Source organism: Burkholderia sp. MBR-1 (assembly GCF_013822785.1).
Lineage (GTDB): Bacteria > Pseudomonadota > Gammaproteobacteria > Burkholderiales > Burkholderiaceae > Burkholderia > Burkholderia vietnamiensis.
Window position 1 is genome coordinate 1,834,603 of record NZ_CP053609.1, and the last position, 24,059, is coordinate 1,858,661.

16 protein-coding genes are annotated in these 24,059 nt (G+C 68.0%); 8 read left to right on the forward strand and 8 right to left on the reverse strand.

Annotation, left to right across the window (positions count from 1 at the left end):
- Positions 1-130: 130 nt before the first annotated feature.
- Together purL and MBR110_RS08440 are read left to right on the forward strand one after the other, a co-directional pair.
- Positions 131-4,195: a phosphoribosylformylglycinamidine synthase gene (gene purL / locus MBR110_RS08435; protein WP_014723163.1), complete on the forward strand. Its 4,065-nt coding sequence runs from the start codon at positions 131-133 to the stop codon at positions 4,193-4,195.
- Positions 4,195-4,734: a GNAT family N-acetyltransferase gene (locus tag MBR110_RS08440; RefSeq protein WP_034195350.1), complete on the forward strand. Its 540-nt coding sequence runs from the start codon at positions 4,195-4,197 to the stop codon at positions 4,732-4,734. The genes purL and MBR110_RS08440 overlap by 1 nt, the downstream gene beginning before the upstream one ends.
- Before the next feature lie 142 nt (positions 4,735-4,876).
- Here MBR110_RS08440 and MBR110_RS08445 read toward each other — a convergent pair whose 3' ends face one another.
- The 5 genes from MBR110_RS08445 to MBR110_RS08465 form a co-directional block, all read right to left on the reverse strand.
- Positions 4,877-5,659, reverse strand: coding sequence for a peptidylprolyl isomerase (locus tag MBR110_RS08445; RefSeq protein WP_011885066.1), 783 nt, complete (start codon positions 5,657-5,659; stop codon positions 4,877-4,879).
- A gap of 18 nt (positions 5,660-5,677) precedes the next feature.
- On the reverse strand, positions 5,678-5,986 hold the full coding sequence (locus tag MBR110_RS08450) for a BolA family protein (protein WP_011885065.1): 309 nt from the start codon (positions 5,984-5,986) through the stop codon (positions 5,678-5,680).
- 1 nt (position 5,987) lies between these two features.
- Positions 5,988-6,518, reverse strand: a complete 531-nt coding sequence (locus MBR110_RS08455; RefSeq protein WP_014723160.1) for a septation protein A — start codon at positions 6,516-6,518, stop codon at positions 5,988-5,990.
- 124 nt (positions 6,519-6,642) lie between these two features.
- Entirely contained in the window at positions 6,643-7,074 is a 432-nt protein-coding gene (gene msrB, locus MBR110_RS08460; RefSeq protein ID WP_011885063.1) for a peptide-methionine (R)-S-oxide reductase MsrB, read from the reverse strand.
- Between the two features lie 38 nt (positions 7,075-7,112).
- The gene (locus tag MBR110_RS08465; RefSeq protein ID WP_181708984.1) at positions 7,113-8,681 is read right to left on the reverse strand and encodes a protein adenylyltransferase SelO; all 1,569 of its coding nucleotides are present in this window, start codon (positions 8,679-8,681) and stop codon (positions 7,113-7,115) included.
- Positions 8,682-8,856: 175 nt separating this feature from the next.
- Between MBR110_RS08465 and MBR110_RS08470 the strand changes: the two genes are divergently transcribed.
- From MBR110_RS08470 to MBR110_RS08490, 5 genes are all read left to right on the forward strand, one after another.
- Positions 8,857-10,500: a 3-(methylthio)propionyl-CoA ligase gene (locus tag MBR110_RS08470; RefSeq protein WP_011885061.1), complete on the forward strand. Its 1,644-nt coding sequence runs from the start codon at positions 8,857-8,859 to the stop codon at positions 10,498-10,500.
- A 186-nt stretch (positions 10,501-10,686) separates the two neighbouring features.
- Positions 10,687-12,771 carry a 3-hydroxyacyl-CoA dehydrogenase NAD-binding domain-containing protein gene (locus MBR110_RS08475; RefSeq protein WP_059696403.1) on the forward strand — a complete coding sequence of 695 codons (2,085 nt, stop codon included), beginning with the start codon at positions 10,687-10,689 and terminating at the stop codon, positions 12,769-12,771.
- A gap of 45 nt (positions 12,772-12,816) precedes the next feature.
- Positions 12,817-13,449, forward strand: a complete 633-nt coding sequence (gene pncA, locus MBR110_RS08480; RefSeq protein ID WP_011885059.1) for a bifunctional nicotinamidase/pyrazinamidase — start codon at positions 12,817-12,819, stop codon at positions 13,447-13,449.
- Positions 13,450-13,492: 43 nt separating this feature from the next.
- On the forward strand, positions 13,493-14,671 hold the full coding sequence (locus MBR110_RS08485) for an acetyl-CoA C-acyltransferase (RefSeq protein WP_059461301.1): 1,179 nt from the start codon (positions 13,493-13,495) through the stop codon (positions 14,669-14,671).
- A gap of 312 nt (positions 14,672-14,983) precedes the next feature.
- On the forward strand, positions 14,984-16,384 hold the full coding sequence (locus tag MBR110_RS08490; RefSeq protein WP_181708985.1) for a sensor domain-containing diguanylate cyclase: 1,401 nt from the start codon (positions 14,984-14,986) through the stop codon (positions 16,382-16,384).
- Between the two features lie 81 nt (positions 16,385-16,465).
- On the opposite strand, the gene MBR110_RS08495 is transcribed toward MBR110_RS08490, so the two are convergent.
- Positions 16,466-18,595, reverse strand: coding sequence for a hypothetical protein (locus MBR110_RS08495; RefSeq protein ID WP_131753749.1), 2,130 nt, complete (start codon positions 18,593-18,595; stop codon positions 16,466-16,468).
- A gap of 759 nt (positions 18,596-19,354) precedes the next feature.
- A complete protein-coding gene (locus MBR110_RS08500; protein ID WP_181708986.1) occupies positions 19,355-21,622 on the reverse strand; it encodes a right-handed parallel beta-helix repeat-containing protein in 2,268 nt (755 codons plus the stop codon).
- On the opposite strand from MBR110_RS08500, the gene MBR110_RS08505 reads away from it, so the two are divergent.
- A complete protein-coding gene (locus tag MBR110_RS08505) occupies positions 21,604-23,238 on the forward strand; it encodes an alpha/beta hydrolase family protein (protein WP_224383388.1) in 1,635 nt (544 codons plus the stop codon). The genes MBR110_RS08500 and MBR110_RS08505 overlap by 19 nt on opposite strands.
- A 196-nt stretch (positions 23,239-23,434) precedes the next feature.
- Here MBR110_RS08505 and MBR110_RS08510 read toward each other — a convergent pair whose 3' ends face one another.
- Entirely contained in the window at positions 23,435-23,980 is a 546-nt protein-coding gene (locus MBR110_RS08510) for an aspartate carbamoyltransferase (RefSeq protein WP_181708987.1), read from the reverse strand.
- Between the last annotated feature and the right edge of the window lie 79 nt (positions 23,981-24,059).

Below are 24,059 nucleotides of genomic sequence, written 5' to 3' on the forward strand. Positions count from 1 at the left end.
GCCGAAGCGCCGTCGCGGTGGGCCGCCCGTGCCGATCGGCCGGTCCGGGGGCCGACTTCCGGGTATAATTACGGCCTTCCTTTCGCCACACGTCGCCACCTCGCGCGACTCATCGACGTCAGTCCAGCCCATGGCTCACTTCTCGTGTTTTCCCGGCGCTTCGGCCCTCTCCGATTTCCGTCAAACCCGTCTGCTCGACACGCTCAGGCAGATCGACGCCAACATCGTCGCCGTGCGCGGCCAGTTCCTGCACTTCGTCAATGCGTCCGAGCCGCTGTCGGCCGACGACAGCGCGCGCATCGACGCGCTGATGCACTACGGCGCGCCGTTCGAGCCGGCGGCCGAGAAGGGCACGACGGAGACCTTCGTCGTGCTGCCGCGCTTCGGCACGGTTTCGCCGTGGGCCAGCAAGGCGACCGACATCGCGCAGCACTGCGGCCTCGTGCAGGTGCGTCGCATCGAGCGCGGCGTCGAATTCACGGTGACGCTGAAGTCGGGCCTGCTCGGCGGCAAGAAGGCGCTGTCCGACGACGCGCGTGCGGCCGTCGCCGCGGCGCTGCATGACCGGATGACCGAGAGCGTGGTCGCCGCGCGCGACGACGCGCGGCATCTGTTCGACGAACTGCCGGCCAAGCCGCTCGCGACCGTCGACGTGCTGGGCGCCGGCCGCGCGGCGCTCGAGCGGGCGAACGCCGAGCTGGGCCTCGCGCTCGCCGACGACGAGATCGACTACCTGGTCGACGCGTTCCGCAAGCTCGAGCGCAACCCGACCGACGTCGAGCTGATGATGTTCGCGCAGGCGAACAGCGAGCACTGCCGTCACAAGATCTTCAACGCGCAGTGGACCATCGACGGCGAAGCGCAGGACATGTCGCTGTTCGCGATGATCCGCAACACCGAGAAGCTGAGCCCGCAGGGCACGATCGTCGCGTATTCGGACAACTCGTCGATCATGGTCGGCGCCGAAGCGGAGCGCTGGTTCCCGCGCGGCGCGGGCGCGGCCGGCGAGCCGGGCGAACGGTATGGCCGCCATACCGAGCTCACGCACACGCTGATGAAGGTCGAGACGCACAACCATCCGACGGCGATCTCGCCGTTCCCCGGCGCGGCGACCGGCGCGGGCGGCGAGATCCGCGACGAAGGCGCGACCGGCCGCGGCGCGCGGCCGAAGGCCGGGCTCACCGGCTTCACGGTGTCGAACCTCGATCTGCCCGACGCACGCCAGCCGTGGGAAAACGCCCGCGATGCGGCGCAGCCGGTCGGCGAGCGCAACCCGAACGAGCAGCACGGCCCGTACGGTCGTCCGGACCGGATCGCGTCGCCGCTGCAGATCATGATCGACGGCCCGCTCGGCGGCGCCGCGTTCAACAACGAGTTCGGCCGTCCGAACCTCGGCGGCTACTTCCGCGTGTACGAGCAGAACGTCGGCGGCACGGTGCGCGGCTATCACAAGCCGATCATGATCGCGGGCGGCCTCGGCAACATCGCCGATCAACACACGCACAAGCACGACGTGCCGGCGGGTTCGCTGCTGATCCAGATCGGCGGCCCCGGCATGCGCATCGGCATGGGCGGCGGCGCGGCGAGCTCGATGGCGACCGGCGCGAACACCGCCGAACTCGACTTCGACTCGGTGCAGCGCGGCAACCCGGAAATCGAGCGGCGCGCGCAGGAAGTCATCAACGGCTGCTGGCAGCTCGGCGCGGAAAACCCGATCCTGAGCATTCACGACGTCGGCGCGGGCGGCCTGTCGAACGCGTTCCCCGAGATCGTCGACGGCGCGGGCAAGGGCGCGCGCTTCGAGCTGCGCAAGGTCGCGCTCGAGGAGTCGGGCCTGTCGCCGCGCGAGATCTGGTCGAACGAAGCGCAGGAGCGCTACGTGCTGGCCATCGCGCCGGCCGACCTGCCGCGCTTCGAGGCGATCTGCGCGCGTGAGCGTTGCCCGTTCGCCGTGGTCGGCGTCGCGACCGACGAGCGCCAGCTGCAGCTGGTCGACGCCGAAGCGACGGGCGCCGACGAATTCCCGGTCGACATGCCGATGGAAGTGCTGCTCGGCAAGCCGCCGCGCATGCATCGCGACGTCGCGCGCGTCGCGACCGAGCGTGCGCCGGTCGACGTGACGGGCATCTCGCTCGCGCAGGTCGCGCTCGACGTGCTCAAGCATCCGACGGTCGGCAGCAAGTCGTTCCTGATCACGATCGGCGACCGCTCGGTGGGCGGCACGTCGGTGCGCGACCAGATGGTCGGGCCGTGGCAGGTTCCGGTGGCCGACTGCGCGATCACCGCGCTTGACTACGCGGGCTTCAAGGGCGAGGCGATGACGATGGCCGAGCGCACGCCGCTCGCGGTGATCGACGCGCCGGCGTCGGGCCGCATGGCGGTCGGCGAGGCGATCACGAACATCGCGAGCGCGCCGATCGCGTCGCTCGACAAGCTGAAGCTGTCGGCGAACTGGATGGCCGCGTGCGGCACGGCCGGCGAGGATGCCGCGCTGTTCGACACGGTGAAGGCGATCGGCATGGAGCTGTGCCCGGCGCTCGGGATCGGCATCCCGGTCGGCAAGGACTCGCTGTCGATGAAGACGAAGTGGGACGAGCAGGGCGTCGCGAAGGAAGTGGTGTCGCCGGTGTCGCTGATCATCTCCGCGTTCGCGCCGGTCGAGGACGTGCGCCGCCACCTGACGCCGCAACTGCGCCGCGTCGCCGACGCGGGCGACAGCGTGCTGATCGCGATTGATCTGGGCCGCGGCAAGAACCGGATGGGCGCGAGCATCTTCGCGCAGGTCACGCAGCAGGTCGGCGACACGACGCCCGACGTCGACGATCCGGAAGACCTGAAGCGCTTCTTCAACGCGATCCAGTCGCTCAACGCGCAAGGCAAGCTGCTCGCCTACCACGACCGCTCGGACGGCGGCCTGTGGGCGACCGTCTGCGAAATGGCGTTCGCGGGTCACGCCGGCGTGTCGCTGAACGTCGACATGCTGACGCTCGATCCCGACCACGAATCCGACTATGGCGACGCGAAGGACTGGGCGAAGCAGACGAGCGGCCGCCGCGACGACCGCACGCTGCGCGCGCTGTTCTCCGAAGAGCTCGGCGCCGTCGTGCAGGTGCGTGCGAGCGAGCGCGACGCGGTGCTCGGCGCGCTGCGCGAATTCGGCCTGTCGGCATGCTCGCACGTGATCGGCACGGTCAACGATCGCGACGTGATCGAGGTGTACCGCGACGCGAAGAAGATCTTCGACGCACCGCGCGTGGAACTGCATCGCGCGTGGAGCGAAGTGAGCTGGCGCATCGCGCGCCTGCGCGACAACCCCGCGTGCGCCGATGCCGAACACGACGCGCTGCTCGATGCGGCCGACCCGGGCATCTCGCCGGTCCTCACGTTCGATCCGGCCGACGACATCGCCGCGCCGTTCATCGCGACGGGCGCGCGCCCGCGCGTGGCGATCCTGCGCGAGCAGGGCGTGAACTCGCACCTCGAAACCGCGTATGCGTTCGACCGCGCGGGCTTCGATGCGCACGACGTGCACATGAGCGACCTGCTCGCCGGCCGTGCGACGCTCGCCGATTTCGCGGGCGCGGTCGCGTGCGGCGGCTTCTCGTATGGCGACGTGCTGGGCGCCGGCGAAGGCTGGGCCAAGACGATCCGCTTCAACGCGCAGCTCGCCGACATGTTCTCGGCGTTCTTCGCGCGCCCCGACACGTTCGCGCTGGGCATCTGCAACGGCTGCCAGATGCTGTCGAGCATCGCGTCGATGATCCCGGGCGCGCAAGCGTGGCCGAAGTTCACGCGCAACAAGTCCGAGAAGTTCGAGGCGCGTTTCTCGTTCGTCGAAGTCGAGAAGTCGCCGTCGATCTTCTTCGCGGGGATGGAAGGCTCGCGCATTCCGGTCGCGGTCGCGCACGGCGAAGGCTATGCCGACTTCTCGCAGCAGGGCGACATCGACCGCGTCGCGGTCGCGATGCGCTACGTCGACCATCGCGGCGAGGCGACCGAGCGCTATCCGTTCAACCCGAACGGGTCGCCGGCCGGCATCACGTCGGTCACGACGGCCGACGGCCGCTTCTCGGTGCTGATGCCGCACATGGAGCGCGTGCACCGCACAGTCACGATGAGCTGGCACCCGGAAGGCTGGGGCGAAGCGAGCCCGTGGCTGCGCGTGTTCCGTAACGCGCGCCGCTGGATCGGCTGATGTTCGATCCGCACGCGCCGGTCGACATCGTCACGTTGCGCGACGAACGCGCGCGCGACGTCGATGCGATCGGTCGCGTGATCGCGGCCGCATTTGCCGGCGAGCCGCGGCAAGGGCAGCGCGAGCGGCAGATCGTCGACGCGCTGCGCGCGGCCGGCGCGCTCGGCGTGTCGCTGGTCGCCCAGCGTGACGACCGCGTGATCGGCCACATCGCGTTTTCGCCGGTTGCGATCGGCGGCGCGTCGCCGGACAGCCGTTGGTATGCGCTCGCGCCGCTCGCGGTGCGGCCCGATTGCAGGCGGCAGAGCGTCGGCGCGGGGCTCGTGCGCACCGGGCTCGATGCGCTGCGCCGGCTCGGGGCACATGGTTGCGTCGTGCTCGGCGATCCCGCGTACTACGCGCGGTTCGGCTTTGCGCCTTGCAGCGATCTGGCGTTGCACGGTGCGCCGGCCGGGCGTTTGCTTGCGCTGGCGCTCGATGCACACGCGCCGCGGCCGTCGGGCGACGTTCGCTATCACGACGCGTTCGATCTCGGCTAGCGCGGGCGCTTTACTGTCCGCCGTCCCGTCGCACCGAAAGCCGCCTCGAAGCGGCTTTTTTTGCGCCCGCCGCACGGCCTGCGCACAAAAGAAAAAGGCCGCTCGATCGAGCGGCCTCGTGCGTGGGCGCGGGGCGCCGACGTTACTGGATCTTCGCCTGCTGACGCAGACCTTCCTCGAACGCCTGCAGCTTCTGCTGCACGATCTGCTGTGCGATCTGCGCCTTCACCTGATCGAACGGCGGCGGCGCGACGTCGCGGACGTCGTCGACACGGATGATGTGCCAGCCGAACTGCGTCTTCACCGGCTGATCGGTCATCTGGCCTTTCTGCAGCTTCTGCGCGGCGGCCGCGAATTCCGGCACGTACGCCTTCGGATCGGACCAGTCGAGATCGCCGCCGTTCTTGCCCGAACCCGGATCCTTCGAATACTGCTTCGCCAGATCCTCGAACTTCGCGCCGGCCTTGATCTTCGCGATCAGGTCCTTCGCCTGCTGCTCGTTGTCGACGAGGATGTGGTGCAGGTGGTACTCGCGGTTGCCGCCCGCGCCCTTGACCAGATCGTCGTAGCGCGCCTTCACTTCGGCGTCGGTCGGCTGGTTCTTCTTCAGGAAGTTTTCGATCATCGAGCGCAGCACGACCGTCTGCTGCGCGACGGCGATTTGCGCCTTCACGTCGGGACGGTTCGGGATGCCTTCGCGAATCGCTTCCTGCATCAGGATTTCGCGGTTCACGAGTTCCTGGCGCACGGCTTGCTGAAGTTGCGGGCTATCGGCCTGGCCTTGCTGGACGAGCTGCGCGACCATCGCATCGACGCGCGACTTCGGAATCGGCGTGCCATTGACGACGGCGATGTTCTGGGCGAATGCCGGTGCCGCTGCAAAAGCAGCCGCCGCGACCCACAGGCGGGGGGATTTCAGGATCATCGGGAATTCCTGTTGAGACTAGATTGAAGATTCGTTGAATTCTTCGGGCGTGTAAGCCACGATTGCGAGCGCGTGAATGCCGCGCTGCATCGCATCAGCGAGCGCATCATACACCAGCCGGTGCCGCGCGACGCGCGACTTGCCGGCGAATGCGGCGGACACGATCGTGACCGTGTAATGGCCGCCGGCGGACGCGCCCGCGTGGCCCGCGTGCTGCGCGCTGTCGTCGCGCACCGCGAGCGACAGCGGCGCGAGCGAGGCGCTCAGGCGGGCTTCGATCAGCGCGATGCGTGCGTCGGGCGACGCGTTCAGAAAGGCGTCGGTCATCTCACTCGTCCTTCAGATATTTCGTGAGCCACAGGCTCTGCAGGATGATGAACACGACCATCGCGCCGGTCGTGCCGAACAGCTTGAAGTTCACCCATTGCGATTCGGTGAAGTTGTGCACCACGTACAGGTTCGCGAGGCCGAGCACCGCGAAGAACAGCGCCCATGCGACGTTCAGCTTGTCCCACACGGGGTGCGGCAGCGTGAGCTGCTTGCCCATCATTTTCTCGATCAGGTTGTTGCCGAACGCATAGCGCGCGGCGAGCAGCCCGATCGCAAACAGCCAGTACAGCACAGTCGGTTTCCATTGAATGAATTTCTCGTCATGCAGGACGAGGGTGGCGCCGCCGAACACGACGATCACACCGAGACTGACCCACAGCATCGTGTCGACTTTCCGGTGCCGGAACGCGACCCACGCGACCTGGGCCAGCGTTGCCGCGATCGCGACGGCGGTGGCGGTGAAGATGCCCCAGACCTTGAAGGCGGCGAAAAACAGGATGATCGGAAACAGATCGAACAGGAATTTCATGGCGCTCGCAGCTGCGTGAAAGGCCGCGTCGAGCGGCCTTTCACCGTGGTGGGGACCCGCGGGGCGCTACCGCCGGGAGCGGCGCAGCGGGCGACGCTGTGCCGATCGATCCGCGCGGTGACGCTCATTCGTTTTCGGGTCGGGACTCGAAGTTTAACGCAGCCGAATTGATGCAGTAGCGCAAACCGGTCTGGTCGCGCGGGCCGTCCTCGAACACGTGGCCGAGATGCGCGCCGCAATGATTGCAGCGCACTTCGACGCGCACCATCCCGTGCGAGCGGTCGATCTTCTCGTCGATCACCTCGCCGTTCAGCGGCTTGAAGTAGCTCGGCCAGCCGCAGCCCGAATGGAACTTCGCGCCGGACTCGAACAGCGGCGTGCTGCAGACGACGCACTTGTAGATGCCGGCGTCCTCGGTGTCGGTGTATTCGCCGGTGAACGCGCGCTCGGTCGCCGCATGCTGCGTGACCTCGTACTGCATCGGCGTGAGGCGGCGACGCAGCTCGGCGTCGTCCTTCTGATACGGGTAGGTCTTGTCGTCGGAATCGTGTGACATGGGGGAGTTCTCCTGATCGGTCGGCCGGGTCGTGCGCATCACGACGAGCAGCTCACTTCGAGCGACCCGGCCCAGTCGGGCGGCAATGCCGCATACGCTTCATGTTCCGGTTGTTCGTCGAACGGGCGGCGCAGTATCTGCGCGAGCCGTTCGACTTCGGAAAAGTCCTTGTCCTTCGCGCGCCGGATCGCGACTTCGGCCAGATGGTTGCGCAACACGTATTTCGGGTTCACGCGATTCATCGCGGCCGCGCGGGCCGCGTCGTCGCGCGTTTCCTCCGACAGCCGCGCGCGGTAGAGGTTCGCCCATGCGTCGAACGCGGCGCGATCGACGAACAGGTCGCGCACCGGCGCGTCGCGGCTCGCGTCGTGCTTCGACAGCTGCGCGAGCCGGCGAAACGTCAGCGTGAAGTCCGCATGGCTCGCGTGCATCGTTTCGAGCAGCTGGTTCGCGAGCTCGGCGTCGTGCTCGCGTTCGAGCTCGAGGCCGAGCTTCGCGCGCATCGCGCACTCCAGCGCCGGGCCGAAGCGCTCCGGGAACTTCGCGAGCACGGCCTGCGCGTCGTCGACCGCGCGTTCGGCGCGCGCATCGTCGTCGGCGATGCCGTGCTGCAGGCCGATCAGCGGCAGCAGCGCCTGCGCGAGGCAGTAGCAGTTCCAGTGCGCGATGCGCGGCTGCATCCGGTACGCGTAGCGTCCGCTCGTGTCCGAGTGGTTGCAGATGTGGTTCGCATCGAACGCGTCGACGAAGCCGAACGGGCCGTAGTCGATCGTGACGCCGAGGATCGACATGTTGTCCGTGTTCATCACGCCGTGGCAGAAACCGACCGCCTGCCACTGCGCGACCATGTCGGCCGTGCGCAGCATCGCGGCTTCGAGCAGCGCGAGGTAGGGATCGTCGGCTTCGCGGCAGGTGGGGTAGAAGCGCTCGATCACGTGGTCGGCGAGCCGGCGCAGCAGGTCGGGGCGATCGTTCGAGAAGAAGTGCTCGAAGTGGCCGAAGCGCACGAAGCTCTCGGACACGCGCGTGACGACGGCCGACGTCTCGATCTCCTCGCGCACGACCGGCTGGTCGGAGCCGATCACCGTGAGCGCGCGCGTGGTCGGAATGCCGAGGTGATGCATCGCCTCCGAACACAGGTATTCGCGGATCGACGAGCGCAGCACCGCGCGCCCGTCGCCCATGCGCGAATACGGCGTGCGGCCGCCGCCTTTGAGCTGCAGTTCGTAGCGCCGGCCGTCGCTGCCGGGCAGCTCGCCGATCGTCAGCGCGCGGCCGTCGCCGAGCTGGCCGGCCCAGACGCCGAACTGATGGCCCGAATACACCGATGCGTACGGCAGCGCGTGGGCCGGCCAGTCGCGTGTCGGATTGCCGGCGAACAGCTCGGCGAATTGCGCGTGCGCCGCGAGCGACGGCGGCAGGCCGAGCAGTTGCGCCACTTCGGCGGAAAAGCCGACGACGTACGGCGCGGGCAGCGGCGCGGCCGGCAGCCGCGTATGAAACGCGTCGCCGAGCGTAACGAACGCGTCGTCGCCGGGCGCCGCGAGCGTCGCGGCGAGGTCGGGAAGAGTGTCAGCCGGATCGGCTGCGCTTCGGGAAAACGACATGTTGAGCGCCTCTGGGTAAGCCGATATTGTAAGGCGGCGTCGCGCCGCCCGCATGGCGGCCCGCGCGCCGCGCGCGGCGGCCGTTCGGGCCTGGGCCCGGGTCCGGGCACGGCGGCGCGCACGCGCAGCGCTGCGGGGCCGGTCACCGATTCGCGTCCTTCCGGAGAACAAGACGATGGGTAAGCCGTTGCTGGGCCAGATGATGGACATGCCGTTGCTGGTGTCGTCGCTGATCGCGCATGCCGCGCGTCATGCGGGTGACACCGAGATCGTGTCGCGCCGCGTGGAAGGCGACCTGCATCGCTACACGTACCGCGACTGCGAGCACCGCGCGAAGCGCGTCGCGCAGGCGCTCGCGCGGCTCGGCGTCGAGGCGGGCGAGCGGGTCGGCACGCTGGCGTGGAACGGCTATCGGCATCTCGAGGCTTACTACGGGATCGGCGGAATGGGCGCCGTGTGCCATACGATCAACCCGCGTCTGTTTCCCGAGCAGATCGCCTATATCGTCAATCACGCGGAAGACCGCTACGTCCTGTTCGACCTCACTTTCGCGCCGCTGGTCGACGCCATCGCGCCGCAGTGCCCGCACGTGAAGGGCTGGATCGCGATGACCGATGCCGCGCACCTGCCGGCCGGCAGCACGCCGTACCTGTGCTACGAGACGCTCGTCGAAGCCGAGGACGGCCGCTACGACTGGCCGCGCCTCGACGAGCAGCAGGCGTCGGGCCTCTGCTACACGTCGGGCACCACCGGCAATCCGAAGGGCGTGCTGTATTCGCATCGCTCGACGGTGCTGCACGCATACGGCGCCGCGCTGCCCGACGCGATGAACCTGTCGGCGCTCGACGCGGTGCTGCCGGTCGTGCCGATGTTCCACGTGAACGCATGGGGGCTGCCGTACGCGGTGCCGCTCACCGGCGGCAAGCTCGTGCTGCCCGGCAAGGATCTCGACGGCAAGTCGCTGTACGAACTGATGGAAGCCGAACGCGTGACCTTCTCCGCGGGCGTGCCGACCGTGTGGCTCGGGCTGCTCAACTACATGCGCGAGGCCGGCGTGCGCTTTTCGACGCTGAACCGCACGGTGATCGGCGGCTCGGCGTGTCCGCCGGCGATGCTGCGCACGTTCGAGGACGAATACGGCGTGCGCGTGATCCATGCGTGGGGGATGACCGAGCTGTCGCCGCTCGGCACGCTCGCGACGCTGAACTGGGCGCAGTCGCAGCGGCCGCGCGATGCGCAGCGCCGCTTGCTGGAGAAGCAGGGGCGCGTGATCTGCGGCGTCGACATGCGCATCGTCGGCGACGACGGCCGCGAACTCCCGTGGGACGGCGTCGCGTTCGGCGAATTGCAGGTGCGCGGCCCGTGGGTGATCGACCGCTACTTCAAGAGCGACGCGTCGCCGCTGTCGGACGGCTGGTTCCCGACCGGTGACGTCGCGACGATCGACCACGACGGCTTCCTGCAGATCACCGATCGCAGCAAGGACGTCATCAAGTCCGGCGGCGAGTGGATCAGCTCGATCGACATCGAGAACGTCGCGATCGCGCACCCGGGTGTCGCCGAAGCCGCGTGCATCGCGTGCGCGCACCCGAAATGGACCGAGCGGCCGCTGCTCGTCGTCGTGCCGCGCGACGGCGCGAACCTGACGCGCGACGCACTGCTCGCGTTCTTCGACGGCAAGGTCGCGAAGTGGTGGGTGCCCGATGACGTCGTGTTCGTCGACGCGCTGCCGCACACTGCGACCGGCAAGCTGCAGAAGCTGAAGCTGCGCGAAACGTTCCGCGATTACGTGCTGCCGACCGCGGTCGGCGCTCAGTAAGCGCCGGCGACGGCCGGGACTGCTGCGGCGCGGCGGCGCAATCGCGCCCCGGATCGTCGCAAAATTCAAATTGAACGACCGTTCTTTTTCGTTGTATGCTGCCTCCGTTCTATCCGGACATGCGGCCGTTCGACCGCGCACAATCCAGCGCAGCCACCGTGGCGCGCGATGCATGGAGGCAGGCAGATGGCAGTGGATTACACGACTCGCGACGGCGTGGCCGTCATCACGCTCAACAATCCGCCCGTCAACGGGCTCGGCCTGTCGACGCGCCAGGGCGTCATGGAGGGCCTCGAACGCGCCGCGCAGGATCCGGCCGTCACCGCAATCGTGCTGACCGGCGCGGGGCGCGCGTTCTCGGGCGGCGCGGACATCACCGAATTCAACACGCCGAAGGCGCTGCAGGAGCCGACGCTGCACACCGTGATCCGCGCGGTGGAGGCGAGCGCGAAGCCGGTGGTCGCGGCGCTGCACAGCGTCGCGATGGGCGGCGGGCTCGAGCTTGCGCTCGGCGCGCACTACCGGATCGCCGCGCCCGGCGCCCAGATCGCGCTGCCCGAGGTGAAGCTCGGCCTGCTGCCCGGCGCGGGCGGCACGCAGCGGCTGCCGCGCGCGGTCGGCCTCGAAACCGCGCTGAACATGATCGTGTCGGGCGCGCCGGTGCCGTCGGAGCAACTCGCGACGAGCGGGCTGTTCGACGCGATGGCCGACGGCGACCTGCTCGATGCCGCCGTCGCGTTCGCGCGCCAGGCCGGCGCGCAGAGCGGCCCGCATCCGCGCGTGCGCGATCGCAAGATCGTCCACGAGAACGCCGCCGGCTTCATCCAGTTCGCACGCAATTCCGCGCGGGCGGCCGCGCCGAATTTCCCCGCGCCGCACAAGTGCATCGACGCGATCGAGGCCGGCGTGCTGCACGGCTTCGACAAGGGCAGCGTTGCGGAGCGTGACGGCTTCGTCGCGCTGATGATGACGCCGGAGAGCCGCGCGCTGCGGCATGCGTTCTTCGGCGAGCGCGCGGCGAGCAAGATCCCCGACGTGCCGGCCGATACGCCGGTGCGCGAGATTCGCCGCGTCGGCGTGGTCGGCGCCGGCACGATGGGCGGCGGCATCGCGATGAACTTCGTCAACGCGGGCTTGCCGGTCACGCTGCTCGAAACGACGCAGGAGGCGCTCGACCGCGGGCTCGCGACGATCCGCAAAAACTACGACGCGCAGGTCAGGAAGGGCAAGCTCACGCAGCAGAAGCTCGATGCGCGCATGGCGCTGATCGCGCCGACGCTGTCCTACGACGATCTGCACGATGCCGACCTGATCGTCGAGGCCGTGTTCGAGGAACTCGGCGTGAAGGAGCAGGTGTTCGGCCGGCTCGACGCCGTCGCGAAGCCCGGCGCGATCCTCGCGTCGAATACGTCGACGCTCGATATCGACCGCATCGCCGCGTTCACGAAGCGTCCGCAGGACGTGGTCGGCATGCACTTCTTCAGCCCCGCGAACGTGATGAAGCTGCTCGAGGTCGTGCGCGGCGCGAACACCGCGAAGGACGTGCTCGCGACCGTGATGGCCGTCGCGAAGAAGATCCGCAAGACGGCCGTCGTGTCCGGCGTGTGCGACGGCTTCATCGGCAACCGGATGATCGAGCAGTACATCCGCCAGGCGCTGTTCATGCTCGAGGAAGGCGCGCTGCCCGCGCAGGTCGATCGCGCGATCGAGAAGTTCGGCTTCGCGATGGGGCCGTTCCGGATGAGCGACCTGGCCGGCAACGACATCGGCTGGGCGATCCGCAAGCGCCGCTACGTCGAGCAGCCGGACCTGCATTACTCGAAGATCGCCGATCGCCTGTGCGAACTCGGCCGCTTCGGCCAGAAGACGAGCGGCGGCTGGTACGACTACGTGGCGGGCGAGCGCACCGCGAAGCCGTCGGCGCTCGTCGACGAGATGGTGGTCGCCTATTCGAACGAGCGCGGCGTCGAGCGACGCAAGATCGGCGACGACGAGATCGTCGAGCGCCTCGTGTTCGCGCTCGTCAACGAAGGCGCGAAGATCCTCGAGGAGAAGATCGCGTCGAAGGCATCCGACATCGACATGGTCTACCTGACCGGCTACGGCTTCCCGTTGTGGCGCGGCGGCCCGATGCTGTACGCGGACACCGTCGGCCTCTACAACGTCGAGCGCGCGATCCGCCGCTACGCGGCCGCGCCGAACGGCGACGCATGGCGGCTCGCGCCGTCGATCGTCGAGCTGGCGAAGGCCGGGCGCGGCTTCAATGGCTGACGGCCGCACGCGGCGGCGCGAGCGCCGCCTGCACGGAGGAACGCAATGAAATCAACCGAAGACGTGTTGCTCGTGATCGACGTGCAGAACGATTTCATGCCGGGCGGCGCGCTCGCGGTGCCGGACGGCGACGCGGTCGTGCCCGTCATCAACGCGCTCGCGCAGCGCTTCGAGCAGGTCGTGTTGACGCAGGACTGGCATCCGCGCGAGCACGTGTCGTTCGCCGCGAACCATCCCGGCCGCACGCCGTTCTCGACGCTCGCGCTGCCGTACGGCGAGCAGGTGTTGTGGCCCGTGCACTGCGTGCAGGACACCGAAGGCGCGGCCCTGCATCGCGACCTCGACATACCGCACGCGCGGCTCGTGATCCGCAAGGGCGGGCATGCGCAGGTCGACAGCTATTCCGCGTTCGTCGAAGCCGATCGCACGACGCGCACGGGGCTCGCCGGCTATCTGCGCGAGCTCGGCGCGAAGCGCGTGTGGTGTTGCGGCCTCGCGACCGACTATTGTGTCGCGTGGTCGGCGCTCGATGCGCGCGCGGCCGGTTTCGACGCCGCGGTGATCGACGATGCGTGCCGCGCGATCGACCTGAACGGCTCGCTCGCGCACGCGTGGCAGCAGATGCAGGCGGCGGGCGTCGCACGTGCGGCGTCCGCGAGCGCGCGCCCGGCGGCGTAGCGCATTTCCATCAGTACATGAAGCAGGACCGAAGGAGACTCGCATGACCGAAGCCGTAATCGTATCGACCGCACGCACGCCGCTCGCGAAGTCGTGGCGCGGTGCATTCAACATGACGCACGGCGCGACGCTCGGCGGCCACGTGGTCGCGGCCGCGCTCGAACGCGCGAAGCTCGACCCGGCGCGCATCGAGGACGTGATCATGGGCTGCGCGAACCCCGAAGGCGCGACCGGCGCGAACATCGCGCGGCAGATCGCGCTGCGCGCCGGGCTGCCGGTCAGCGTGCCGGGGATGACGGTGAACCGTTTCTGTTCTTCAGGGTTGCAGACGATCGCGCTCGCCGCGCAGCGGATCATCGCGGGCGAGGGCGACGTGTACGTCGCGGGCGGCGTCGAGTCTATCTCGTGCGTGCAGAACGAAATGAACCGGCACATGATCCAGGAAGGCTGGCTCGTCGAGCACAAGCCCGAGATCTACTGGAACATGCTGCAGACCGCGGAGAACGTCGCGAAGCGCTACGGGATCGCCAAGGAGCGTCAGGACGAATACGGCGTGCGCTCGCAGCTGCGTGCGGCGGCCGCCCTGGAAGCCGGGCGCTTTCGCGACGAGATCGTGCCGATCACCGTGCGCGCGGGCATCGCCGACAAAGCGACCGGACGGCTCTACACGCAGGAAGTGACGGTGTCGGCCGACGAAGGCATCCGGCCCGACACGACGCTCGAAGGCGTGTCGAAGATTCGGTCGGCCGTGCCGGGCGGCGTGATCACCGCGGGCAATGCGAGCCAGTTCTCGGATGGCGCGGCGGCATGCGTGGTGATGAACGCCGATATCGCGCAGCGCGAAGGGCTGCAGCCGCTCGGCGTGTTCCGCGGGTTCGCGGTGGCCGGCTGCGAACCGGACGAGATGGGCATCGGTCCGGTGTTCGCGGTGCCGAAGCTGCTGAAGCAGACGGGCTTGAAGATCGACGACATCGGCCTGTGGGAACTGAACGAAGCGTTCGCCGTGCAGGTGCTGTACTGCCGCGATACGCTCGGCATCCCCGACGAGCGTCTCAACGTGAACGGCGGCGCGATCGCGGTCGGCCATCCGTACGGCGTGTCGGGTGCGCGCCTCACCGGCCATGCGTTGCTCGAAGGCAAGCGGCGCGGCGTCAAATACGTGGTCGTCACGATGTGCATCGGCGGCGGGCAGGGCGCGGCCGGCCTGTTCGAAATCGTCTGATTTTTTCGGCGCGGCGGCTGCGGCGGCGCGTTTCAGCGGCCGCCGTAACCGCGTCGCGAATCGGCGAGATTCGTCCGCAATTCGTAAGGATGGGGAAGCAAACGGCGCGGCTGCGATGCTGCCGTTTCCCCTTACTTGTCAAACGAATTGCCGCACCTATACTTGCTCTGACATTTGCCTTTCGGCCGGATGGGCCGGCGCGCGTCGTCCCGATGCGCGCGATGCGTCGCCGGCTGCCGACGCGCACGATGCAGCGCGCGTGTCCGGCGCCGCGGACGTTCGCACCACGCAGCAGACCGAACGGGGATCGAATTGAGCACGACCTATGCAGCCGGGGAACCGCCGCGCGTCGTCAGTGCGGCCGCGAAGCTCTACGCGAAATGCCTGCTGGTCGCATTCGCATTGTTTCCGGCCTATCTGATCGGCTATCTGTGGTTCTTCAGCGACCCGCGCGTCGTATTCGAGAATCACGCCTTCCATGAGTTCGCGATCGCTGCGGCGACGCTCGAGGGCGCCTTCGTCACGTACGTCACGTGGGTCTGCTACCGCTCCTCCGGCGAGCCGTTGCTGCGCTGGCTCACGCTCGGCTTTCTCGGCTTCGCGATGATCTACGCGCTGCACGGCCTGTTCACCGGGATGGCGCATCACAATATCTGGCTGTTCCTGCTGTACGGTCCCGCGTCGCGGCTCGTGATGGCGATGCTGCTGCTGACAGGGCTGCTGTCGTATTTCCAGCCGCCCGATCGCGTCGAGAAGCGCACGCGCGCGCGTACCTGGCTGCCCTGGATCGTGGCGTTCCTGCTGATCGATGCGGCCGTTGCATACATCGCGTATTCGCCGGTCGCCGGCGCGCTCGGCACGCGGCTGTCGATGGAAGGCGGCGCGCTCGTGTTCTCGTTGCTGAACGTCGGCGTGCTGCTCACGCGGCGCATCCGTTCGCCGCTGATGGTGATCTACGGCATGTCGATCATGGCGTTCGCGCTGTCGTCGCTCGCGTTCATTCTGGGCAAGCCGTGGAACCACATGTGGTGGCTCGCGCATGCGATCTTCGCGGGCGGTTTCTTTCTGCTCAGCTACGGCGTCGTGCAGGCGTTGCAGTCCACCCGCTCGTTCTCCGCGATCTACAGCCAGGAAGACCTGATGAGCCGGCTGTCCGAATCGATGGCGCGCACCGAGAGCGCGCTGCAGGAACTGCGACGCACGAACCAGAAGCTCGAATACATGGCGGCCACCGATCCGATGACCGGCGCATCGAATCGCCGCCAGTTCATCGCGCAGGTCGAGCGCGAGATCCAGCGGGCCGAGCGCGACGGCACACCGTTTTGCCTGCTCGCGCTCGACCTCGACAACTTCAAGAACATCAACGGCGCGTACGGTCACCAGATCGGCGACGAAGTGTTGCGCGGCGTCGTGCGCCAGTGTCTCGAAGCGATCCGGCCGACCGGTGCGCTCGCGCGCGTGGGCGGCGAGGAGTTCATGGCGCTGTTGCCCGACATGCCGCTCGAAGGCGCACGCATGACGGCCGAGCGCGTGCGCTCGTCGATCGCCAGCTCGCCGTTCGGGCTCGACTTCAAGCGCGTGCAGGTGACGGTCAGCGTCGGCGTCGCGCAGTACGGCGTCGACGGCAGCACGGTCGACGCGTTGCTGCGCGTGGTCGATGAACGGCTGTATCAGGCGAAGCGCGACGGACGCAATCGCGTCGTCGCGCATTGATCGTCGCGCGCCGCGCGCTGAAAAGGCCACGGAGGTGGACGCGCGCCATGCGGCTCGTGCCGGTCGCGCGTCCTTGGCGGGTCAGCGCGCCGCGACCGCCGTCGCGGTTTCCATTTGCTGCGACGCCTGCCACCAGTACTTGCCCGCACGCAGTTGCGGATCGCGGATCGCCAGATACGTGGTGCTCCAAAGCTGCGCGGCGTTGGCCTCCGTCGCATCGGCGCTGCGCGTACCGAACGCATCGGCGTGGTATTGGCCGTTGGTATAGGACCACGTCCACATTTCCGACGTGCGCATGTCGCGTCCGTTCGAGATCACCTGCCAGATCGTCTGCCGGGCCTGCGTGAGCAGCGTGCGCGTCGCGGCCGACAGATCCTGGCGCGCGAGCTGACGGTCGAGCCCGGCCACCCACATCGCCTGCTGCCACGACCAGATCACCGTGCCGTGATACGCGGAGCTCGTGAACTTCGGCCACAGCGCGGTGCTGGCATACGCGGGGTTCGCGATCAGCATGCCGACGTCGGTGACGAGGCCGGTCGGGAACGGCCGCGTGACGTCGGCGACGATGCGCTGCAGCTCGGCGTCGGGCGGCGTGCCGAACAGCAGCGCGAAGCCGCCGTCGGAATTCATCACCGGGATCGGCGTGCCTTGCTGATCGAGCGACAGCGCGTAGAAGGTCAGCGGCGCGCCGGGCGCGGCGCCGGCCGGCACGCCGGCGCTCGGCGCATAGGCGGACACGTCGGCCGCCGCCTGCGCGGCCGGCACGCTGACCTGGAACAGCGGCGGCGCCTGCTGCTCCCAGACGGCCGCCTCCGCCGCGGTGTTCGCGAGCGCGGCGCGTTGGCCGGCGTCCAGGTACGGATCGAGCAGGCCGCGCGCGAGGAACGCATTGGCCGCGCGCAGCGCGGCCGGCACGAGCACGGCGTTCACGTCGTACGGATAGACGCCGCCGCCGAGCCCGTCGGTGCTGTCGCGCCAGTTGCCGACGATCTCGCCGTCACGCAGATGGATCAGGTTGGCGACCGACGGCTGCTGCGCGAACGGCTGCGCGGTGGCCGCGACGTGCAGCAGGTTCACGACGAGGCGGCTGCCGTTGGTGCGGCCGTCGCTGCCGCGTTGCGCGAGGTAGGCCGCTGCGCGCGCCTGGCCGCGCGCGTCGTCGACCAGCCACGCCGCGGCGATCGGCGCGAGCAGGTAGTCGCTGTCGATCATCTTGTAGTCGTAGGTCGGCGTCGCGTCGTTCGCGCGGCCGTGCTTCGCGTTGTCGATCAGCGCGAACTCGCCGATGCCTTCCTCGTGCGCGACCTTGCCGTCGTCCGACAGGCGGCTCAGCACCGACGTCAGCCCGGCCTCGATCGCGGCGGGTTCGAGCATCGGCATCAGCATGCGCACCGAGATCAGCGTGTCGCGTCCGAAGTAGGTGTCGTATTGCCACGAGCCGGCCAGCAGCTTGTCGTGGAAGCTGAGGAATTCGAGCACGTTCTGGCTCACCGGGTCGGGGTTCACGGACGGCGCGAACAGCTCGGCGCGTGCGATCGGCGACAGCGGCGATTCGCCCGACAACGCGTCGACGTGCAGTTTCAGCGTATGCGAGCCGGCCGCCGCGCGCAGCACCAGCTTGCCGCCGGCGGCCGTCGCGATGCTGCCGCCGTCGCGCAGCGTGATGCGCAGCGCATAGCCGGGCGCGCCGTCGATCCGGTCGCGCTGCCATTGCGCGGCGCTGCCCTGGACGGCGGGCGCGGTGACGATCTCCGCCGGGATCGTCGCGCCGCCGTTGAAGTCGCGCAGGAAGCGCACGCTGCTGAGCAGTCCCTGGCGGATCGTCAGCGTGTCGGTGTCGACCGACACGTCCGCGCCGATGCCGTACAGCGGACGGCCGTGCGCGTCGGGCGCGGACAGCGCCGACGGCGGCGTGTCGAGGCTCCAGTTCACCGGCTGCGCGGTGTCGTCGAACCACAGCCCGGTGCCGCTGTTGCCGGCCGGTAACACCACCAGCAGACGCGGCTTCGTCGACGAGCGCACCAGCAGATGGGCGGCCACCTGGTCCTGCCGGTAGAACGCGTTGATCTGGCCGCCCGCATCCATCCGGAACGACAGCGCGGCGCTGGACGACGGCGGCGGGCCGCTCGACTGGACGTCGTCGTCGTTGCACGCGGCGAGCAGGGCGGCGCAGACGAAGCCGAGACACAGCGATTTCGTGAAGCGATGAATCTTCATGACGACCCTCCTGACGACTGCGATTGTTATCGACATGCTCGAATCGGCGGAATGCTCCGGCCGTTGTGCGTGGCATTGCGGGCATTCTTCAAATGCCCGTTTTAATCGTCGTGTGATACGCGGCGCGAATTGATTGGGAATTAGTCGGACGCGCGATAAATTTCGAAGCGGAAGCAAAAAGACGGCCTGCACCGGCGAAACGCGGTCGGATACGACGAGCGAGCTGAGTGAACGATGCGGTCCACGTGCAAACGCAAATTCGGTCGAAAGATGATGTAGGCGATTCTAGATATCGGCGGAAGTCGGAGTCAATATCGGTTTGTCGAGATTTGAGTGCGCTTATTTGTCGAAAATTGTAATTGTTACTCTGCGAATCGACTAAATGTGTAAATATGGATCGCTTGATAATGGAATGCTGATAAATAGCGAATGCGGCGAGTAAATATCGACGGCACCCCGTAGTCGATACCGAACCGGAGCGGGTCATTTCGGGCTGCAATGCACAACGACTTTGCGATTGCGGCCATTGCATGCGCTTGCCCGCATTCCATCGGGACGCCGCTTCCGCCAGCACGTGCGGGCTGCCGGAGTCGCCGAGCCTTCGCGCCGTTGCGGTCGTGGTACGCCGTTCACGGCTACGAGCGCGAGACGGCGACACCTGCGGCAATTGCCGCCGTAAAGCCCAGTCCCGCCGCGCCGCCCGGCTCCAGCGGGCAGCAGCGGCGCATCCTTCCCCGAAGCCCTATGCGGATGTCAGCTTTTGGGCTGGTGGATCGAGCCGGACGGGTAGTGCGTGTCCACGACCGACAGCGTTCCGCCATCGAGGTCGTAGATGCTCGCGCCGGCCGCTGCGGTGTTGCCGCGCAACTCGCCGTTCGTGACGGTGACGTTGGTCGCGCCGACCTGCGACGCACGGCTGATCATGTAAATCGCGCCGCCGTTGCGGCGTGCGGCGTTCGCTTGAAACCGCGTGTCGCGAAACGTGACGAGCGAGCCGTAGTCCGCGTACGCGCCGCCGCCGTCGTGCGTGGCCGCGTTGCGCAGAAACGCGGAGCGCCGATGCGTCGCCGTCACGCCCTCGCGGTCGAGCACCGCACCGCCGTAGATCGCGCGGTTGCCGTCGAACGTGGTGTCGACGATCGTCAGCACGGCCTTGCCGAACGCATAGATCGCGCCGCCTTCGAGCGCCTCGTTGCGTTCGAACCGGCAGTTGCGCACGGTCATCGTGAAGCCGACCGGATCGCTGTACGACTCGAGCGCGCGTCCGGCCCGGTATGCCTTGAGTCCGTTGGGCAGATACGTCTTGCCTGCGTGATAAGCCAGCAGTCCGCCGCCCTTGCCGTTGTAGGTGAAGCCCACCGCGTTGCCGTCGCGGATCGTCAGCCCGTCGAGCACGGCCTGATTCGCGCCGTAGACGACGTGCGGATAGCGATCGTCGCCCGCGGCAAGTTTCGCGCTGAGCACCGTCGGCGCCGCGTCGCGGCGGCGCTGTGCGACGTCGGTTTCGGTGCCCGCGAAGCCGCCATACACCTCGACGCCGTCATACAGCGTGAACGCGGCAATCCGGTCCGCGTCGCGCCGCGCCGGATGATAGCGCCCGGCCTTCACCCAGACGGCGGCCTTCGAAACCGACGCCAGATCGATGGCGGCCTGCAGGTCGGTCAGCGCCGTCGCCCACGACAGGCCGTCCTGCGTCGCCGACGCCGATGCCGGCACGACGTGGATCACCTTGGCCGCGACCGCGTCACGCGTCACGACGGGCCGCGTGTACTCGCCGCGGTATTCGACCACGCCCTCGTTGCGCGAATAGAACTGCACGAGCGTCGCGACCACGGGCGCCTTCAGCAGTTGCGCGCCGTACGGACGCGGCTGATAACCGACGCCGGTCGGCAGCGGCGCGAGATCGGCCGCGCGGACCTGGCCGTCGAGATTGCTGATCGGCAGAAAGTCGGCGAGCGGCAGCGTCTGCCCGGCGGGCACGTGCGAGCCGAGCGCGGCCACGATGTCCTCGTGCCAGTTGTAGACGTCGTCGATGCTGCAATTCACGACGATCGGATTGTTGTTCGCGCCGGTGCCCTGATAGAGGCCGGCGCCGAGCCCGCTGGTCGCCTTGTTGCCGACGATCGTCACGTTCGCGAGCAGCGGCGACGAGCCGCCGTCGTTGCCGATGCCGCCGGCCGTCGTCGCTTCGTTGCCGGTCACCAGCACGTTGAACAGCAGCGGCGTCGACGCGAAATCGTTGTAGATCGCGCCGCCCTTGTCCTGGCTGCGGTTGCCGACGAAACGACAGTCGATGAACACCGGCATCGCGCCGAGGTCGTTGCTGACCGCGCCGCCGCGCTGACTGGCCTCGTTGTCGACGAACTCGACGTTCGTGAACGTCGCCTGCTCGGCGCCGGGCTTGTGGACGTTGTAGACGGCGCCGCCTTTCGGCGAGAAGTTGTTCCGGAAGATGCAGTTGCGCACGACCGGACTCGTCATGAAGTTGCGCATGCCGCCGCCGACCACCATGTCGCCCTTCAGGATGTCGTCCGGCGTCAGATGCAGGCGCGGCTTGTCGGCGCCGTACGCGTGCGCGATCGTGAAGCCGTCGAGCACGGCCCGATCCGCGCCCATCACGATGGTGTGCGTGTTGCGGGTGCGATCGCCGTTGCCGATGTCGCCGCTGAGCGTCGTGACGTGCTGCGCGTAATCGCGCTGGTCGCGTGCGGTTTCGCCGCCGGCGAAGCCGCCGTACAGCGCGACGTCGGCCTTGAGCGTGAACGATTGCGTGGCGTCGTCCGGATGCGGATGGTAGGTGCCGTGCGCGACCCAGATTTCGTCGCCGGCCGACGCGGCCGCGAGCGCGTCGCGCGGCGACTGGAATGCGGTGCGCCAGGTCTTGCCGTCTCCGCCTGATGCGGCGCGCTGGTCCACGTACCAGAGCTTGCCCGGCAAGGACGCAGCGTGCGCGCCCCAGCCGTGCGCGAAGATACCGGCACACGCGGCCGAGATGGCCCGGATTGCTTGTCGGCGATGCATGTCCACTTCAGATCTCCTCGTCACGTCATGTCGTCCGGCGCTGCGCCTGCGCAGCACGGCTACCGGCAAATGTCGCAAGTCTGGAAGCGGGAAAGCGGTTTTGCTTTAACTCAGATCAATGGCGATGCAACCAACAGAGATCAAGATCGACCATCGCCATCGAGACGGCGCACGTCGCCGCGGGCCGAACCCGCGGCTTCTTCGAGGTATCAGGGAGTTTCCCCATGTCGTTGTTTGAAAAGGTCCTGACGGCGCTTTCGCCCGAACAGGAACACGCTGCATCGAATGGCGCGGTCAATCGTCCGCGGCGCAATTTGATGTTGGGCGCCGGCGCGGTCGCGATCGGATTGGCGAATGCGCGGGCGGCCGATGCGGCGGGCAACGAGGCGGGCCACGCCGGGATCGACCGTTCATGCCGGGTCAGTGCCGCACGGCTCGACAAGCTGGTCGCGGACGCGTATCCGCTGTTCAACAAGCCGGCGATACTCCCGGCGTTCGACGCGAAAACCCACGGCGCGCGTTTCGACGTCGACCTGCATCGTCTCGTCACGTACACCGTCAACCCGCAAAGCGGCGAGAAGATCAAGGTCAGCGGGCTGCTGGCATTGCCGGTCGGCGCAAGCGGCAAGCTGCCGCTCGTGTCGTGGCAGCACGGCACGATCCTGTCGTTCGATCAGGTGCCGTCCAATCTCGTTCTGCTCGCCGACCCCGACCGTCAACTGACGGACGCCGCCGACTCGCTCGAAACGCTCTTCAACGTGCATCGGTTCGCGGCGCAGGGCTATGCCGTGATCGCCGCCGATTACGTCGGCAAGGGGCCGTTCCGCGATGGCCGGGGCGAAGCGTATGCGGTCAAGGACGTGACGGTGCGCACCTGCGTCGACGTGTTGACGGCAGGCGAGGCCGCGATGCGCGCGCTGGGCGTCGTGCCGTCGAAACTGTTCCTGCACGGCTGGTCGCAAGGCGCGCTCAACACGCAATGGCTGCATCAGGCGTTGCGCAAGCAGTCGCGGCCGATCGCCGCAACGGCCGTCGCCAGCCCGTTCAACGACCTCAGCGAGGCATGGCGGTTCTGGGCCGGCGCGCAGACGTTTGCGCTTCCGCGCGGCGTACAGGCCTATCCGGCGCTTCCGGACTGGATCTCGCTCTGCATGATCGTCACGCTCGGCAGCTACGAGTTGCAGTACGGGCTGAAAGGCTTGATGAAAAGCGCGATCCGGCCGGAGTTTCAGCACCTCGCGGCGCAGTACTGGTCGGATTACACGCTCGACGCCGAGCGGGCAAAGTCGCTGCCGACCGGCGCCGGATTGTTGAATCCCGGCTTCTTCGAGCACTACACGGCGACGCAAAACAGCGCGTTTCTTCGGCAGCTCGCGGCCAATCGCGCGACTTACTGGAATTACGACAGTCCGATCCGCTTCGATTACGGGCTTGCCGATGAAGCGATTCATCCGGCGATGGTGTATCCGGTACTCGCGGCGGGCGGTTCCTACGTGAGCGGGGTGGCCGTCCCGGCGGCGAGCCATCGCGGGACGTTTCTCGCCGGGCTGTACGGCGATGCGTCGACGCTCGGCGGAGCCGAGAACATTCTCGCGTGGTTCGACGGGCTGCGATGAGCGCGTTTGGGCCAGCGGCCCGAGGCTGCGTGTTCGCCGGGTTCCATCTCGGCAACGTGCCGGTTCAATAGAACGGGCCACGGTGGAAAGGGCGGCGAGCGCGACGGGCTGATGGCCTTCAGTCGGGATGGCAGTGAAGAACGGATGTCGCGCCTGCGTTTCGGGAACTCACATGCGCGCTTCGTGGCGGCGATCTTTACGGCGTCGATTCGTCGGCAGGGTGGTGATGCATCGCGTCGTGATCGTGCCCGGCCTTCGCATCGTGCCCATGATCGGACAACTGCGCGTCGAACCAGTCGTGAAGCGCCGCGATCAGACGCGGCTGCTCGCTGCGGTAGACGATCTCGCCGCCGTCGCGCACGTCCCGATAGTCGATCTCGAGCTCGCCCGGCTGTGCCGTACGCAATGCGGCGAGCCCCGGCATGTCGGCGCCGTGGATCTTCTCCGGTGCACCGAAATCGCCTGACGAGAAGCGACGCGCGATCGTGGCCAGATGCTCGCGGATCAGCGCGGTCTGCTTTGCGTCGCGACGCTTGGTGACGACCCGCTGGATGCCGCCGTCGGCGGTCTTCGTGAAGATATGGGTCGTGGCCGCGAGCGAGAACGGCATCACCTGCGCGCCGTGTCGGGCGACGTCCTGCTGGCGTGGCGTGACTTCGGCAAAGGCGGGCGGCGAGGCGACGACCATGCCGAACACGATGGACATCGACGCCGCGACGACTGCTGCTGAACGGTAGTTCATGGGGTGTTCCACGTGGTGTGAATCCATCGCTGCCGACAGCGGGGCGATGCGTTGCTCGATGGTGGCGCGTACGGGTCAT

Excerpts from the sequence above, each read along its gene's own strand:
- purL (WP_014723163.1), top strand. The coding sequence starts at position 131 with ATGGCTCACTTCTCGTGTTTTCCCGGCGCTTCGGCCCTCTCCGATTTC.
- MBR110_RS08440 (WP_034195350.1), top strand. The coding sequence starts at position 4,195 with ATGTTCGATCCGCACGCGCCGGTCGACATCGTCACGTTGCGCGACGAA.
- MBR110_RS08445 (WP_011885066.1), bottom strand. The coding sequence starts at position 5,659 with ATGATCCTGAAATCCCCCCGCCTGTGGGTCGCGGCGGCTGCTTTTGCA.
- MBR110_RS08450 (WP_011885065.1), bottom strand. The coding sequence starts at position 5,986 with ATGACCGACGCCTTTCTGAACGCGTCGCCCGACGCACGCATCGCGCTG.
- MBR110_RS08455 (WP_014723160.1), bottom strand. The coding sequence starts at position 6,518 with ATGAAATTCCTGTTCGATCTGTTTCCGATCATCCTGTTTTTCGCCGCC.
- msrB (WP_011885063.1), bottom strand. The coding sequence starts at position 7,074 with ATGTCACACGATTCCGACGACAAGACCTACCCGTATCAGAAGGACGAC.
- MBR110_RS08465 (WP_181708984.1), bottom strand. The coding sequence starts at position 8,681 with ATGTCGTTTTCCCGAAGCGCAGCCGATCCGGCTGACACTCTTCCCGAC.
- MBR110_RS08470 (WP_011885061.1), top strand. The coding sequence starts at position 8,857 with ATGGGTAAGCCGTTGCTGGGCCAGATGATGGACATGCCGTTGCTGGTG.
- MBR110_RS08475 (WP_059696403.1), top strand. The coding sequence starts at position 10,687 with ATGGCAGTGGATTACACGACTCGCGACGGCGTGGCCGTCATCACGCTC.
- pncA (WP_011885059.1), top strand. The coding sequence starts at position 12,817 with ATGAAATCAACCGAAGACGTGTTGCTCGTGATCGACGTGCAGAACGAT.
- MBR110_RS08485 (WP_059461301.1), top strand. The coding sequence starts at position 13,493 with ATGACCGAAGCCGTAATCGTATCGACCGCACGCACGCCGCTCGCGAAG.
- MBR110_RS08500 (WP_181708986.1), bottom strand. The coding sequence starts at position 21,622 with ATGCATCGCCGACAAGCAATCCGGGCCATCTCGGCCGCGTGTGCCGGT.
- MBR110_RS08510 (WP_181708987.1), bottom strand. The coding sequence starts at position 23,980 with ATGAACTACCGTTCAGCAGCAGTCGTCGCGGCGTCGATGTCCATCGTG.